At 35.2% G+C, this 14,186-nt stretch carries 14 protein-coding genes, 1 pseudogene and 1 other annotated feature; of the genes and pseudogenes, 10 read left to right on the top strand and 5 right to left on the bottom strand.

The window, feature by feature from the left end; genetic code table 11:
- Window positions 1–13 precede the first annotated feature (13 nt).
- The 3 genes from ACI6MV_RS11125 to ACI6MV_RS11115 all read left to right on the top strand — a co-directional run bounded on the left by ACI6MV_RS11125 (window position 14) and on the right by ACI6MV_RS11115 (window position 3,246).
- Window positions 14–1,129 carry a DNA cytosine methyltransferase gene (locus tag ACI6MV_RS11125; RefSeq protein ID WP_407270368.1) on the top strand — a complete coding sequence of 372 codons (1,116 nt, stop codon included), beginning with the start codon at window positions 14–16 and terminating at the stop codon, window positions 1,127–1,129.
- Between the two features lie 224 nt (window positions 1,130–1,353).
- Entirely contained in the window at window positions 1,354–2,133 is a 780-nt protein-coding gene (locus tag ACI6MV_RS11120; RefSeq protein WP_407270367.1) for an FRG domain-containing protein, read from the top strand.
- Between the two features lie 12 nt (window positions 2,134–2,145).
- Complete coding sequence (locus ACI6MV_RS11115; RefSeq protein WP_407270366.1) at window positions 2,146–3,246, top strand: GmrSD restriction endonuclease domain-containing protein; 1,101 nt, start codon at window positions 2,146–2,148, stop codon at window positions 3,244–3,246.
- 116 nt (window positions 3,247–3,362) lie between these two features.
- Here the strand turns inward: ACI6MV_RS11115 and ACI6MV_RS11110 are convergent, their stop codons facing one another.
- Window positions 3,363–3,758 carry a (deoxy)nucleoside triphosphate pyrophosphohydrolase gene (locus tag ACI6MV_RS11110; RefSeq protein ID WP_407270365.1) on the bottom strand — a complete coding sequence of 132 codons (396 nt, stop codon included), beginning with the start codon at window positions 3,756–3,758 and terminating at the stop codon, window positions 3,363–3,365.
- Window positions 3,759–4,311: 553 nt separating this feature from the next.
- Between ACI6MV_RS11110 and ACI6MV_RS11105 the strand changes: the two genes are divergently transcribed.
- Window positions 4,312–4,713: a hypothetical protein gene (locus ACI6MV_RS11105; protein WP_407270364.1), complete on the top strand. Its 402-nt coding sequence runs from the start codon at window positions 4,312–4,314 to the stop codon at window positions 4,711–4,713.
- A 31-nt stretch (window positions 4,714–4,744) separates the two neighbouring features.
- Complete coding sequence (locus tag ACI6MV_RS11100) at window positions 4,745–5,740, top strand: type II toxin-antitoxin system antitoxin SocA domain-containing protein (RefSeq protein ID WP_407270363.1); 996 nt, start codon at window positions 4,745–4,747, stop codon at window positions 5,738–5,740.
- 197 nt (window positions 5,741–5,937) lie between these two features.
- On the opposite strand, the gene ACI6MV_RS11095 is transcribed toward ACI6MV_RS11100, so the two are convergent.
- Complete coding sequence (locus ACI6MV_RS11095) at window positions 5,938–6,333, bottom strand: (deoxy)nucleoside triphosphate pyrophosphohydrolase (protein WP_407270362.1); 396 nt, start codon at window positions 6,331–6,333, stop codon at window positions 5,938–5,940.
- Window positions 6,334–6,497: 164 nt separating this feature from the next.
- Here ACI6MV_RS11095 and ACI6MV_RS11090 point away from each other — a divergent pair.
- A pseudogene (locus ACI6MV_RS11090) lies at window positions 6,498–6,950 on the top strand (restriction endonuclease); the annotation flags it as partial.
- Complete coding sequence (locus tag ACI6MV_RS11085) at window positions 6,943–7,449, top strand: DUF4652 domain-containing protein (RefSeq protein WP_407270361.1); 507 nt, start codon at window positions 6,943–6,945, stop codon at window positions 7,447–7,449. The pseudogene ACI6MV_RS11090 and the gene ACI6MV_RS11085, both read left to right, overlap by 8 nt.
- 329 nt (window positions 7,450–7,778) lie before the next feature.
- Here the strand turns inward: ACI6MV_RS11085 and ACI6MV_RS11080 are convergent, their stop codons facing one another.
- The gene (locus ACI6MV_RS11080) at window positions 7,779–8,660 is read right to left on the bottom strand and encodes a LysR family transcriptional regulator (RefSeq protein ID WP_407270441.1); all 882 of its coding nucleotides are present in this window, start codon (window positions 8,658–8,660) and stop codon (window positions 7,779–7,781) included.
- A 131-nt stretch (window positions 8,661–8,791) separates the two neighbouring features.
- Between ACI6MV_RS11080 and ACI6MV_RS11075 the strand changes: the two genes are divergently transcribed.
- The 3 genes from ACI6MV_RS11075 to ACI6MV_RS11065 all read left to right on the top strand — a co-directional run bounded on the left by ACI6MV_RS11075 (window position 8,792) and on the right by ACI6MV_RS11065 (window position 13,032).
- Window positions 8,792–9,979 (top strand): YbfB/YjiJ family MFS transporter, encoded by a 1,188-nt coding sequence (locus ACI6MV_RS11075; RefSeq protein WP_407270360.1) that lies wholly within the window; start codon window positions 8,792–8,794, stop codon window positions 9,977–9,979.
- 217 nt (window positions 9,980–10,196) lie between these two features.
- The gene (locus tag ACI6MV_RS11070) at window positions 10,197–11,144 is read left to right on the top strand and encodes an RpnC/YadD family protein (RefSeq protein WP_407270359.1); all 948 of its coding nucleotides are present in this window, start codon (window positions 10,197–10,199) and stop codon (window positions 11,142–11,144) included.
- 328 nt (window positions 11,145–11,472) lie between these two features.
- Window positions 11,473–11,728: a binding site (T-box leader), on the top strand.
- Between the two features lie 65 nt (window positions 11,729–11,793).
- The gene (locus ACI6MV_RS11065; protein WP_407270358.1) at window positions 11,794–13,032 is read left to right on the top strand and encodes an MFS transporter; all 1,239 of its coding nucleotides are present in this window, start codon (window positions 11,794–11,796) and stop codon (window positions 13,030–13,032) included.
- Between the two features lie 296 nt (window positions 13,033–13,328).
- Here the strand turns inward: ACI6MV_RS11065 and ACI6MV_RS11060 are convergent, their stop codons facing one another.
- Window positions 13,329–13,964, bottom strand: a complete 636-nt coding sequence (locus ACI6MV_RS11060; protein WP_407270357.1) for a Fic/DOC family protein — start codon at window positions 13,962–13,964, stop codon at window positions 13,329–13,331.
- Window positions 13,957–14,186: hypothetical protein (locus tag ACI6MV_RS11055; protein ID WP_407270356.1), on the bottom strand; the 230-nt coding region annotated here is incomplete at its 5' end. The genes ACI6MV_RS11055 and ACI6MV_RS11060, both read right to left, overlap by 8 nt.

Here is a 14,186-nt window from a genome sequence, read left to right as displayed (position 1 = left end):
GGAGTGTTTATACATGATTTTTAGAAAAGGGGAACTCTTTTGTGGGCCAGGTGGCCTTTCATTAGGAGCTAAGTTAGCAGAAGTAACTAGTCCTTCAGGTGAAGTATACAAAATTGAACATCAATGGGCAAACGACATTGATAAATGGGCATGTGAGACATATCGTCATAACCTCTGTCCAGATAAACCAGAGTCAGTGATAGAGGAAGATGTAAGAGAATTGGACATTGAGTCATTAGATCCAATAGATGGTTTTTCATTTGGCTTTCCCTGCAATGATTTTAGTGTGGTAGGGGAACATAAGGGCTTTAATGGAGAATATGGTCCACTATATACATTTGGCGTTAAAGTGTTACGGGTCCACCAACCAAAATGGTTTGTAGCAGAAAATGTTGGAGGTCTCGAGAGTGCAAATGGTGGAGAAGCATTTTTAAAGATATTAGATGATCTAGAAAATGAGGGCTATGTGTTAACACCACATTTGTACAAGTTCCATGAATATGGAGTCCCTCAAAAAAGACACCGTATAATAATTGTAGGAATTAGAAATGACATGGGATTGGAATTTAAAGTTCCAAAACCAACTCATGATGGTATAGAAAAACCTTTTATGAGTGTTAGAGAAGCATTTATGGAGATCCCAGAAGATTCAAGTAATAATGAAAAAACTAGACATACCTCTAAGGTGAAAGAAATGCTAAAATACATCCGCCCAGGCGAAAATGCTTGGTCAGAGGAAATTCCTGAACACTTAAGGCTAAATGTAAAAGGTGCTAGACTTAGCCAGATATATAAGAGACTTCATCCTGATTTGCCATCTTACACAGTAACAGGGAGTGGTGGTGGTGGTACTCATATGTATCATTATGAAGAGACAAGGGCTCTGACAAATAGAGAAAGAGCAAGACTACAAACGTTTCCTGATGATTACGAATTCATTGGTCCAAAGGAACAAGTGAGGAAGCAAATAGGAATGGCTGTTCCGACACAAGGGGCTAAGGTGATCTTTGAAGCAATTCTTAAGACTTTTGCCGGAATAGAATATGAATCTGTAGATTCTAAATGGAAGATTGCGCTACGGGAATTGAAGACCAGTAGAGATAATAAGATAGAGTTACCACAAAAATAAACAGATCGCCTTTATTTTCTGCACAGAATAAAGGCGATCTATTTTCTTGTTTAAAGATATAATGGATTTATATATCATCTTCAGATAGTAATTTTACTCTTACATCATAGTTAGCTTGTAGTATAATGATACAAAGTTATATAAGCGAAACTTTTGAAAACATCATTAATTAATCTGGAGTTGTTCGTTTAGACTATATTTTTTCTGAAAGGAGTAATAAACCTATGGAAGAAGTAAGCGTTTCAAATATACCTGATTTCATAGCTGAAGTCGGTAAATTTTCTAAAGAAGGTTTTACGTTCTTCAGAGGCCATAATGAAAATCGATATACACTCTTACCATCACTATTAAGAAAAAATGCTGATGGAAATGATATTTATGGTCCAAATTGTGATAAAAATTTTCAATCAAGTTTTAGAGCCCGTTCAATTCCATTTCTCAGCAGAATTCCTTCAAAAGAAATTGAGTGGTTGTTTGTGGCTCAACATTATGGTGTTCCTACTAGATTATTAGATTGGACATCAAGTGCTTTGGTAGCTTTATATTTTTCTGTTGAAAATTCTCAAGAAGATTATAGAGAAGAAAAACACCCAGTAGTTTGGTGTTTAAACCCTATTGAACTCAATTTGCAAGGAAGATTTCTTGGTGCAAGAGTTGATGTTCCTAATTTAATGGAAAATGATCCAACATTAAACAATTGTATAGATACAAATTATAAAGTTGGTACAAGATTAGATGAAATAATTCACCACTTAGCATTAAGTGGACCATTAAATAATGCAAGGATAGAAGCACAAAAAGGATTATTTACTTTATTTCCATCTAATGCAGTAGCTTTAGAGGAATTTACCGAATCAGAAAAGTTTCTTGTTAAAATAGATATACAATATGATTACGTGCAAGAGATTAAAAAGGAATTATTTAATCTAGGTATAAATAAGACTAGTATTTATCCAGAATTATCGAGCATTGCAAATGATCTTATATTCGATTATCAACAGTAAAGGAGGGATTATATGGATACAAGGTGGAAAGTAGATTCTACTGCAAGTTCTAAATCTATATATGACTTAGTAAATGAAATAAACAAAGGGTTAAAGGGAGAAGGAGGAATTAGATTAGATCCAGAATATCAAAGAGAATATAAATTCTCGGTTAATGATGAAAGTTTATTGATAGAATCACTGCTAATTGGGATTCCTATTCCAATTATTTACTTGTCTTCTGATACAACTAAAATCCCATATATGTCAAATGTAATTGATGGACAACATAGATTAAGAGCAGTCTACAGATTTGTTAATAATGAGTTTGCATTAAAAGGACTGGATAAGTTAGAGGAGTATAATGACAAACGTTTTAGTGGTCTACCAATTGAAATACAAGCTGAATTATTACACCAATGTAGTCTAACTTTTGAGAATATACATGTTCAAAATAATCCGGATTTAGAGTTAGAGATCTTTAAAAGATATAACACTGGTTCTCATCCTTTAAGCAGACAAGAAATTAGACATGCTGTTTATCGTAGCGAAATAAATGAGTGGCTTAATGCTGAAATAGATTCCTATTATAAAGATGAAGATAAGACTTTTAGAGATATATATAATATAACCAAAAAAAGATTTTCTGATAAAACTGCCCACGAGAATATTCAAACTATGCTTTATATTCTAGATAAAGGATTGAATAAAGAATTTGAAACATCTCCAGAATATGCTGAGGAATTCATGAAATTGGCAACACTGGAGAAACAACAAACTGCATACGTAGAAAAATTAGAAGATATTTTAAATAAGGCAAATAAGTTTTTTTTGAAACTGTATAAACAATATAATATTACATATCCATTATCTAAAGAACTTTATGGTGTCGAAAGTAGGAATTATAAAGTGCAAATCCCCATTCTAATGATTCTGGCAGCCTTTTTAAATGAATTGTTTGATAAAAGTATAGATACAAACAATGATGAAACAGTTAATCAAATATACAAAATAATTGAAACTGTATTAAAGGATTCTTATTTAGAAACAAGTTTTAAAGGATCAAGTACACGTCCGGAGCTATTAAGTGATACAGCAAATAAATTAATCAAAATTTATTTCGAAAGTATCTAGTATGTGTATTTCATTCATGGAACAGGGGGTCAGTTTACTGTGCCAGTTCCATCTGGGAAGTGAGAAATAATTTCCGGTAGTGGCACAAGAAACCTGACCCCGCGTTTCTGAGAGGGCTACTTTTCTTTAATGAGTTCCTCAACTGCAGGAACGTCAGCAGGCGCCCATTTTAGTGATGCTAATTTTTCTCTCTTTAACCATAAAAGCTCAGAATGCTCTCTTGGCACAGGATTACCTTCGACAATTCGACACTTTATTGCGATCAGATGCACGAACGCCGATTCGTATTCATGCGTGTGTTCATTGAATACAGCTGTAGCTTCTATTTTACAATCCAACTCTTCCGAAATCTCTCTTTCTATCGCAGTGTAAAAGTCCTCACCCTGCTCTACTTTTCCACCAGGAAACTCCCATAAGTTCGGCATCGACATTTGTGGCGATCGCAGTGCGCATAGGATTTCGTTGTTTTTGTTTTCGATGATTGCTGCGACAACGTCAATTGATTTTTTCAACAACTACACCTCCAGCTATGACATTAGCAAATTTTTTTAATTACTAGTATGTTAAAATATAACAAATGGAATCATGGAAAGAAAGCTATACTATGTTAATCTAAGACAGAATTCAAGAGGTGACTTACCTTGAACATAACCCAAAACCTTATCCTAGTTAGAGGTGAGGACAAAACAGCAGAAATTGACTGGTTTAAATATAATCCGAATACAAGTAAGTGGGACATTAAGTACAGCAATGCTGGCAAATTTTACAGTTACAATTACCCTAATGTAACTCACTTGAAAAATCCTAAAATATTGAATCCTGTAAATACGATTGTTTATCAAGGAGATCAGCCTGTCTCCGGGATTGTTAAGAGGAACAGGGGGTCAGGTTTACTGTGCCAGTTCCATCTGTGAAGTGAGAAATGATTTCCAGGTAGTTGGACAAGAAACCTGACTTCGCGTTTCAAACTTTTTAAAAAATGTATCAATTAATACAATTTTATAGTATCATTTTTGTAATTATTGTATAATATAGTTAATAAGAGGTGAGAGGGTGCGGTAGTCATTGAAGTACACTGATTTTACAGAAAAAGAAATTGAGGTATATCTAAATGACTTTAAAGACTTGACTCGACAGGGTAGACATACTATATCTAGAAATGGGAATAGACAGGAAAACATTGATTTTATGGAAGACTATAACATAAGTGACCAAAAGGCCAAAGAAATCCTATTGAGTCTTGAGGTTTTGGACTTTTGTTATGTAGTTGATAACGAAAAAGAAATGTTTGCTCATGAGAAACTATATGTTTTTTGTAGGGCTTTTGATTTAGATAATCGTGGAGAACTGGAAAATATAGATATTTACATTAAGTCTAATTTGATGGAAACAAGGGGAGGAAATAAACGATTAGTTGTTATTTCCTTCCATAAAAGAAACAAGGAGATCACCTATTGCTTTAAGTGATTTCCTTAAATAAATAAGGAGGTTTGTTTTTATGTTACCTTTTTGTGAAGTCTGTCGTGATGAAGTTGAATTTGTAAAAAAAGATATTGAAAAAACTAAAGTAATAAAGGGAAGAGAAATAAAATATATGGGGGTTGAAGCATTCTGTAAAGAGTGTGGCTCTCCTATTTATGAGCCCCATATACATGATTTAAATTTGAAGCAGATTGATGCAGTCTATAGGGAGATAAATAATCTCTCAACTATTTCAGAGGTTGAAATGGCTGTTGATATGTATCGTATGGGAAAGAGGCCCTTTTCTTTAGCGCTTGGATGGGGAGAGGGTACTATCACGAGATACTTAAATGGTGATACTCCAACAAAACAATATTCCCAAATTCTTAAAAGAGTTTTAAAGGATCCTCTATTTATGAATGAATTATTAGAAAACAATAAAGAAAAGGTCAGTGATATTGCATACAAAAATTGCAAAGAAGCTGTAAGGAGATTAGAAGAAGATAGCCACGCAATAGGTAAAGATAAGATAGATAGTATAGTTCAATATCTCTTGTTTAGAAGTGAAGAAATCACACCTTTAGCATTACAAAAACTTCTATATTTTTCTCAGGGTTTTAATAAAATAATTAACGGTCAATTTTTGTTTAATGATAATTGTGAAGCATGGGTACATGGACCAGTATATAGGGAGGTCTATAATCGATATAAATCTTTTGGTTTTAATCCTATCGAAGAAGAATTTAGGCAATATAATTTTAATGATTTACATGATTTTGAAAAAGAGTTATTAGATAATATAGTAAAAAATTTTGGGTGTTATAGTGGAAAGGTATTAGAAAAAATGACTCATATTGAAACACCATGGAGAGACACTAGAAGGGAGTTAAATGATGATGAACACTCTAATCGAGTGATTTCCAAAGAGATAATTGAGATATACTTTTCCGAGATAAAAAATAAATATAAAATATTGAATGTTTCTGATATAAAAGATTATAGTAAAGATTTATTTGATAAGATTCATTCATAATCACCAAATGAAAACACCCTTTGTCTTAATAATCCATTTCAGCTGATAATCATACAAAAATGTATCGATGTACTCTGTGGTAAATAGATTTAAAAGACAGGACAGAAGGTCAGGTTTACTGTGCCAGTTCCATCTGGGAAGTGAGAAATAATTTCCGGTAGTGGCACAAGAAACCTGACCCCGCGTTTCTGAGAGGGCTACTTTTCTTTAATGAGTTCCTCAACTGCAGGAACGTCAGCAGGCGCCCATTTTAGTGAGGCTAAGTTTTCTCTCTTTAACCATACAAGCTCAGAATGCTCTCTTGGAACAGGATTACCTTCCACAATTCGACACTTTATTGCGATCAGATGCACGAACGCCGATTCATATTCATGCGTATGTTCATTGAATACGGCTATAGCTTCTATTTTACAATCCAACTCTTCCGAAATCTCTCTTTCTATCGCAGTGTAAAGATCCTCACCCTGCTCTACTTTTCCACCAGGAAACTCCCATAAGTTCGGCATCGACATTTGTGGCGAACGTAGTGCACATAGGATTTCGTTGTTTTTGTTTTCGATAATTGCTGCGACGACGTCAATTGATTTTTTCAACACCTACACCTCCAGCTATGACATTAGTAAATTTTTTTAAGTACTAATATGTTAAAATATAACAAATGGAGTTGCGGAAAGAAAGTAAATATTCTAGCTATCAAATAAAAGGGACAAGAAAAGGGGAGCCGTCTTATATGGTAAAATGAGTAGAAGTAAGTGGAACAAACTTCGAAGCGTTTATGTTCCATGCTTTGGGGAAAGCTGGTTATACTAATCGGGAGTGGCATGGTGAGGGTGGAAGCGACAAAGGAAGGGATATTGTTGCATTTACATATGAAACACTCCCTTATAATTTAGGGTATGAAAGAAAATGGGTTTTCCAATGTAAGAAACGTAAAAAAATGCCTAGTTTAACGGAAATCACTAACGATATGCTTAAAGCCGCAAGCCATAAACCGGACTTTTGGATATTAGTTCTTTCCTTTAATCCTACATCTAACCAAATGGATACTATATATCAAAGTGCAGAAATATATTTAGATAAAACAAAGACTAAATGTCGAATAATAATATTAGCAGAAATAGAAGAAATATTATATTCAAGTCCTGAGTTAATAGACGTTTTATATTCTGGAAAGCTAAAAGAAAGGGATGATATTGGTGGGAATGTTTGATATTCGTTATAATTCGAAATCTGAAGAGGTAGAGTTGATTTTCCCAAATGGAAAAGTTGATATATTAGCTAGTGAATCGCCTTCAGAACCAATTAAATCACCTAATAAAACAAAAGCAGTATATATTTCCCCATTAGAATGGGAAGCGTGGGGGAACTTGTATCTTGTAGACCTAAATTCTGGAGTCCAAGAAGAATTGGTTGTTCCTGAAAATCACTATATACCAAAAAACGTTATTTGGTATGATGATGAATATATTTTGGTGATCATTGGTTATGGTGTCGGAACAGTGGCTGTCGGTGGTAATATTTTTATTGTAAATATAAATAGCAAAGAGAAAGTAGCAATCACAAATTATGACGAGAATATTCAAATTTCAGATATGCATATAGATGATGAAATACTTTATTACCAAGGTATTAAATACACTGATGAACGGTATACAGAAACCGAAATTTATAAAAATCAAATAGAACTCGAATCGTTAAAAGCATATTGATCCTATTGATCGATAATTAGTGAAAGAGCTCTAAGATAATCTACCGTGGTTTTCTACTAAAGGAACTACAACGATCTAGAGCTATCGTTGAATGTGAGCAGTGACACTACTGCAAAGACAAACAGTGATTGCAAAGGGGAACAGGGGGTCAGGTTTACTGTGCCAATTCCATCTGTGTAGTGAGAAATAATTTCCCGGTAGTGGGACAAGAAAGCTGACCCCGCGTTCCATTTTGCTCTTCTAGATATTGAAGTTGTTGAAAAAAAGCAACCAATTAATTAATGTGTAATTATTCACAAACTTTTCTGGATGTACAAAAACAAATCAACCTAGCTAATAACTAAATCCCTTTCCTTACTTAACATTTCTATAAACTCTCTTAGTGAGGAAGACATATATTTATCATTACGATAAACGAAGAGTGTTTTGACTTTTCCAAATTGATTTGGAATAGAGTGTTGGATCAGAAGTCCCTCTTTCACATGTTTCTCTACAACACTTCGAGGAAGTAAACTTATACCTAAACCTGCTGATACACATCCTATAATTCCATCCAGTGTTCCAAATTCCATTATTTTTTCTGGCATTACTCCTTCATGATGTATCCATTCTTCAAATCTTGCCCTATATGAACACCCCTTACGAAAGACTAATATCGTTCGATTTTGTAATTCTTTTATAGTAGACGAAGGTTGATGTATAGCATCCGTTATCAGCACTAATTCTTCTTCTACAAACTTTTTATATGTTAGATCTGGATGTTCAATAGGTCCAGCAACAAAAGCTCCATCCAATTCATATTGTAGAACACCTTGGACATTTTGCTCAGTTGGACCTGTTTTAAGAGAAAGGTCAACAGCAGGATATTCACGGTGGAACTTGGAAAGCAATGCTGGCAAACGAATGGCAGCAGTCGTTTCCATCGAACCTATAACTAAAGGACCTTTTGGTGTTTGCTCGTCATTCATAACGTTTCTCACCTCATCAAAAAGGTTAAATATTTCATCCGTATATGATAGTAAAACTTTCCCTTTGTCCGTTAAAGAGGTTCCTCGATTATGGCGATAGAAAAGTGTTGTTTGAAGATCTGTCTCCAATTGCTGAATTTTAGCCGTAAGATTTGATTGTGCATAATTTAGTTCTTTGGCTGCTTTTGAGATGCTTCCTAACTCTGCGACGGCTCGAAAAAACTTTAATGCTTGTATATCCATACTCACGGACATCCACCTTTCACTTTCTTTTGCTATCTAAATAATTGATAGCTACATATCGTTTTTTAGTATTATACCATATAGCAAAAAACAGTTAAGATGAAATGGAATTGATACTAGGAGGTGGAAAATTGAATAAACGTCCTTTTCTTTTTTTAATTGGTGGAATTTTTTCATTAATGATTGCGATGGGAATTGGAAGATTTGCTTATACACCGATTCTACCACTAATGCAAGATGCTCTTTCCTTTACTAATGCAGAGGCGGGCTATCTTGCATCAAGTAATTACGCAGGGTATTTTGTTGGGGCTATTTTGGCAGGTGTACTTCCTTTGAAAAAGCATAAAATCCTTTATTTAAGGTTAAGTCTCATAGTAAGTATTTTGACTACCTGGATGATGGGACTTACTCACTTCTACCTACTCATGCTTATCGTTCGCTTTGTTTCAGGAGTAGTAAGTGCGTTCATTTTTGTATTGGCTTCCAGTATTGTACTAGATCGGCTAGCTGTTGCAGGTAAAACTAGTTGGTCAGGCTTATTTTATTCTGGGGTAGGGTTTGGTATCTTTTTTTCAACGCTTCTTATTCCTGGTTTAAATAATTTATTTGAGTGGGAAGGTGTATGGGGAGGACTTGCAATAGTAAGCATTATCCTTACTATCTTCGTATGGTTTTGCCTTAAAGATTCCCCAAACTCGAATGTAAAAAAGGATGAACAACAAATTAATACACAAGTCCCCCCACTCAAATGGCTTCCTTGGTTAATTACCGCTTATGGACTAGAAGGGTTAGGTTACATTGTTACAGGCACATTTATTGTTTCGATTGCTGAAAAAAGCCCAACCTTTAGCATTGACCCTTCTTTTGTTTGGATGGTTGTGGGACTAGGTGCGATTCCATCCTGTATCATATGGTCAACCCTGGCAAAAAAATCGGGGTTTGTAAGAACTTTATTATTTTCGATGATTCTTCAATCCATTGGTATTGCACTTCCAGTCTTCTGGTTAACCCAAGCTAGTTTTATTATAAGTGCTTTATTATTTGGAGCTACGTTTATGGGGATTACTACACTCGCTACAACATTAGCGCGCCAAATGAGTCCATCAAATAGCAGTCGAATTATTGGGTATCTAACTGCCACTTATGCTGCTGGTCAAATGATTGGTCCAACAATCGCTGGAATCCTATCATCTTATACGCAAAGTTTTAATTCAGCTTTGATTAGTGCAGCAAGCGTAGTATTTATTGGAGGATTGTTACTTGTAAGTGGTATTCGATTTGACCGAATGCCAAAAACTATATCTATTAAATCAAATTGAAGGGGGAACAGGGGGTCAGGTTTACCGTGCCAGTTCTCTCTGTAGAGTGAGAAATTAATTTCCGGGTAGTGGCACAAGAAACCTGCCCCCGCGTTTAACAATTATGACTTTGGAATTTTTTAAACAGAACACTTGTTCTTATTTGAATTCTATATTATAATAGATACTAGATAAACTCCTTCGAAAGTCCTCATAATAATGTTCGGGATGTGTGATTATGTCAATTTCATTGCTAGTTCGAGAAGAATCCAGCAAGTACATTCACCACGATCAATTATTTAAACAACTTATCCATACTTTTTTCGCAGAATTTTTAGAAGCGTTCTTCCCTGAAATCCATAGCCACATCGATTTTTCATCAGTAAAGCCTTTGCCAGAAGAGATATTTACAGACCTTATTGAAGGGGAAAGCAGAAGAGCTGATATCGTATTGCAAGTGAAGTTAAAAGGCACTGATACGATACTCATCATACATGTCGAACCACAGAGCTATCCCCAAGCAAATTTTCATGAACGGATGTATCTCTATTTCAGTCTGCTTTATAATAAGTACAGGAAACCAATATTGCCAATTGCCATCTTTAGTTATGATGACTACCGGAATGAACAGGACACATACACGATGGAGTTTCCTTTTTTTCATGTTTTGACCTTTAAATATCTCATGGTAGAATTAAGGAAAATAAATTGGCGAAACTATATCGAGTATAATAATCCTGTCGCTGCAGCCCTTTTAAGCAAGATGGGGTATACGGAGAAGGAAAGAGTCCAGGTTAAGAAAGAATTTTTGCGCATGATCGTTAAGTTAGAAATAAATCCAGCAAAGTCGGAATTGATTAATGGCTTTTTTGAGTCTTACTTATCTCTAAACGAAAAGGAGGAGGAGCAGTTAATGAAGGAGATTAAAGAACTCAGTCCGCAAGAAGGAGAACCGATTTTACAATTACCAAATTCTTGGAGGGATAAAGGGTTACGAGAAGGGAGACAGCAAGGAATACAGGAAGGGAGACAAGAAGGAATACAGGAAGGTGAAAAGCAAGGCAAACGAGAAGCAACAAGGAATATTGCGTTGGAAATGTTAAAAGAAGGGTTATCTGAACAAGTAATATGCAAGGTAACAAAGCTTAATCCTGGTGAAATTCGTCAAATAAAAAAGGACATCTAATTAGAATTTCTAAGAGGTCAAAGAAACAATAGCTTAGACTTAAATGTATAATTAAAGGTTGTCATATACTGTAAGGAAGATATAGAAGAACAGGGGGTCATGTTTACTGTGCAAGCTCCATCTGTGGAGTGAGAAAAAATTCCCAGTAGTGGGACAAGAAACCTGCCCCCGTGTTTCAAAGTTTATAAAAGTAAAACCCCTTTAGCGGCATAGTCTTAATCGATGTTTTAATATTGGCAGATCCGTTTAGGTTAAGACCATCTTCAACAGTTATTAAAAAAGTTCTTTCTTTCTACTCAAATATTTGGTATTATTATCCACAATTAATTTAAATGCTATGAAGAGAAGAGTATAATCGGCAATTCTTAAAAGAGAGCTCCAGTTGGTGGAAAGGAGTAAGAATTAATGGTTGGAAGCAAACCTCCGAGCAGCACATTGGATCCATCTAGGTGATAGTGTGACAGGAGCTCCTGTTATAGAGCTAGGGTATACGTATGGAATTCATACCGTACCTAATGAGGGTAATATGGTGACATATTACCAAACTGGGGTGGCAACACGGCGCGCAATAACTCGTCCTCAAGACAAAGGTCTTGGGGGTGAGTTTTTTTATTTTCCGATATTAGATTCCGAAGGGGTGGAAATAAAAATGCGTGTTAAAAAGTTTTTAGGGTCGTGGAAGTATCCTTCCATTTTATTGTCCAGTATTGGTGTTTCAAGTATAGGCGGATGGGTATATTTTATAGCTTTAAATTTGATCGTACTTGATATGATGGGGGTAATTGCTGTCTCGGGTTTATATATACTTCGAGCTTCATCTACATTGTTAACTAACTTTTGGTCAGGTAGTATCATTGACCGATTTAATAAAAAGCATCTGATGGTTTGGCTTGCTCTATTCCAAGCGGTGTTTATTGCCGTACTGCCTTCCCTATCTTCACTTTGGGTAATATACGGTATTGTTTTCATAATTAATATAGCTAGTTCCATGTATGAGCCAACGTCAATGGCTTATATCACAAAGTTAATTCCCTATCATAAACGAAAACGATTCAATTCTCTCCGAAGCTTAATTGATTCTGGAGCATTTGTTATAGGGCCTGCTATTGCAGGAATGTTGTTTATGATTGGCACCCCTAATTTCGCGATCTACGTGAATGCGGTAGCGCTATTTGTATCAGCACTACTCACAATATTGATGCCCAATATTGAAAAAGATGATTTTATAGAAACGAAAGATGAAAAAATAAGCTTGAAGGTATTGAAACATGATTGGCTATTAGTTGCTGATTTTAGTCGTAAACACGTGTACGTTATGGTCATTTACTTACTATTCAGTGGGGTAATGGTCTTGGCAACTGCTATAGATTCACTAGAAGCAGCATTTTCTACAGAAGTGCTGTCTTTAACAGAGAGAGATTATGGACTCCTAGTAAGTATTGCAGGTGTTGGAATCATTGTCGGCTCATTAGTAAACATAATAATTGTAAAAAAAGTAGCCACCTCCTGGCTGATTGGTCTTGGGTCCTTAATGATTTCAATCGGTTATATCATTTATGCCTTATCGGGATATTTTTTAACCGCTGCAATTGGATTTTTTGTTTTATCGTTTTCGATGGCTTTTATGAACACAGGATTTGATACATTCTACCAAAATAATGTTCCGGCCAGTGTAATGGGGCGGGTTGGCAGTATTTACGGTTTCATCGAAGCCTTTTTCATCATTGTTGGGACTATAATTTTCGGAATGATGGCCGAATTGTTGTCTATTCGCTTCGTCGTTGTATTAGGAAGCCTAATGATGTTTTCAGTTACGATTATATTATTTATGTTTAACACACAGCCCTCGAAAGCAGCGTATTATGCTGAAATTTCTGACACGGATTAAAATTAGTAGCATTAGGGAACGCGGTTTAATGTATGGATGATCGCATACAAACCCAATTTCTATATTAGAAGTGTCACTACCCGTACTTTGTCGTATTATGTCATGTATTCCGAATGCAGTACCAGTTAACTAGTGCATAATACATCGACAAATATTGTCATAGTTCGGGAAGTGACAGGCACTGAAAAAACAACGGGGGGACATGTTTACTGTTCTAAATTTTCTTAACTCGCTGGTATCGCATACTCTAAAGTTGAACAAGGTTCCTGTCCCTTTGTTCAACAAAAAAATAACTTTTACATGTGCGAATTATATTTTTCTATTAATCTTTTGTTTGGCATATCGTTGAGGATTGCTTTCTGAATTAAGGGAATAAGTAAATCAGAAGATCGAACAAGCGACTCAATAGAGGCATGGATCATTGCTTCTGCCGACACTCTACTCCAATCAAGCATAAATCCATTTTTATAGGCTAGTGTACGTATGAATTCTCGTTGACTTCTTCCGTTACCTTCTCGAAAGGGGTGAACTGCGTTAATTTCACCCAAAAAATGACCAGCACGTTTTGAAAATTGTTCGCGGTTTAAATCACTTAGGTAGTTTCCGTCTTTTAATTTTATGGAGATTTCGTCATAAAAGTATGGAATAATATTTGAAGCTTCACAGAATTGGAGTCCTTTTCCAATATTGACAGTGCGTATCTCACCTGCGAAATTATAGATGTCTTGAAAGATGAAGTGATGAATTTTTTGTAGATGAGCAAGGTCAAATAAACCTACAATCGGTTTGTTACTTAGCTGTAATAATCTTTTGGCAGAATAGATTCTTTCTAATTTATCTAACATAGATTGCTCACGAATATTCTTTTTATTAATCAGTATATTTGTGCCTTGATAACAATATGGATCATCAGGAGAAAAATAGTTATTCATGATCAATTAATTCCATCACTTTCTTATCGAATTCTTCGTCAGAAATTTGTCCAAGTGCATTAGCAATGATGAGCTTTTCTTCTTCATCTGTTAAGGCTAGATTTTCAATAGCAAGTGTTCCCTTTACCGATCTTAAATTATTTATTGCTTTTTCCTTTTGTCGGTCTTGCACTGATTTAAACCCTCCCCTCACGTTTCTTTTGTTGGTGTGGTTAGTTGCAT

It is taken from the genome of Radiobacillus sp. PE A8.2, assembly GCF_045635475.1.
Taxonomy (GTDB): domain Bacteria; phylum Bacillota; class Bacilli; order Bacillales; family Amphibacillaceae; genus JBJGXI01.
This window is presented reverse-complemented; position numbering and strand designations above follow the sequence as displayed.

Coding starts and splice junctions, on each gene's coding strand:
- ACI6MV_RS11065 (WP_407270358.1), top strand. CDS start 11,794: ATGCGTGTTAAAAAGTTTTTAGGGTCGTGGAAGTATCCTTCCATTTTA.
- ACI6MV_RS11100 (WP_407270363.1), top strand. CDS start 4,745: ATGTTACCTTTTTGTGAAGTCTGTCGTGATGAAGTTGAATTTGTAAAA.
- ACI6MV_RS11125 (WP_407270368.1), top strand. CDS start 14: ATGATTTTTAGAAAAGGGGAACTCTTTTGTGGGCCAGGTGGCCTTTCA.
- ACI6MV_RS11060 (WP_407270357.1), bottom strand. CDS start 13,964: ATGAATAACTATTTTTCTCCTGATGATCCATATTGTTATCAAGGCACA.
- ACI6MV_RS11115 (WP_407270366.1), top strand. CDS start 2,146: ATGGATACAAGGTGGAAAGTAGATTCTACTGCAAGTTCTAAATCTATA.
- ACI6MV_RS11080 (WP_407270441.1), bottom strand. CDS start 8,660: ATGGATATACAAGCATTAAAGTTTTTTCGAGCCGTCGCAGAGTTAGGA.
- ACI6MV_RS11070 (WP_407270359.1), top strand. CDS start 10,197: ATGTCAATTTCATTGCTAGTTCGAGAAGAATCCAGCAAGTACATTCAC.
- ACI6MV_RS11085 (WP_407270361.1), top strand. CDS start 6,943: ATGTTTGATATTCGTTATAATTCGAAATCTGAAGAGGTAGAGTTGATT.
- ACI6MV_RS11120 (WP_407270367.1), top strand. CDS start 1,354: ATGGAAGAAGTAAGCGTTTCAAATATACCTGATTTCATAGCTGAAGTC.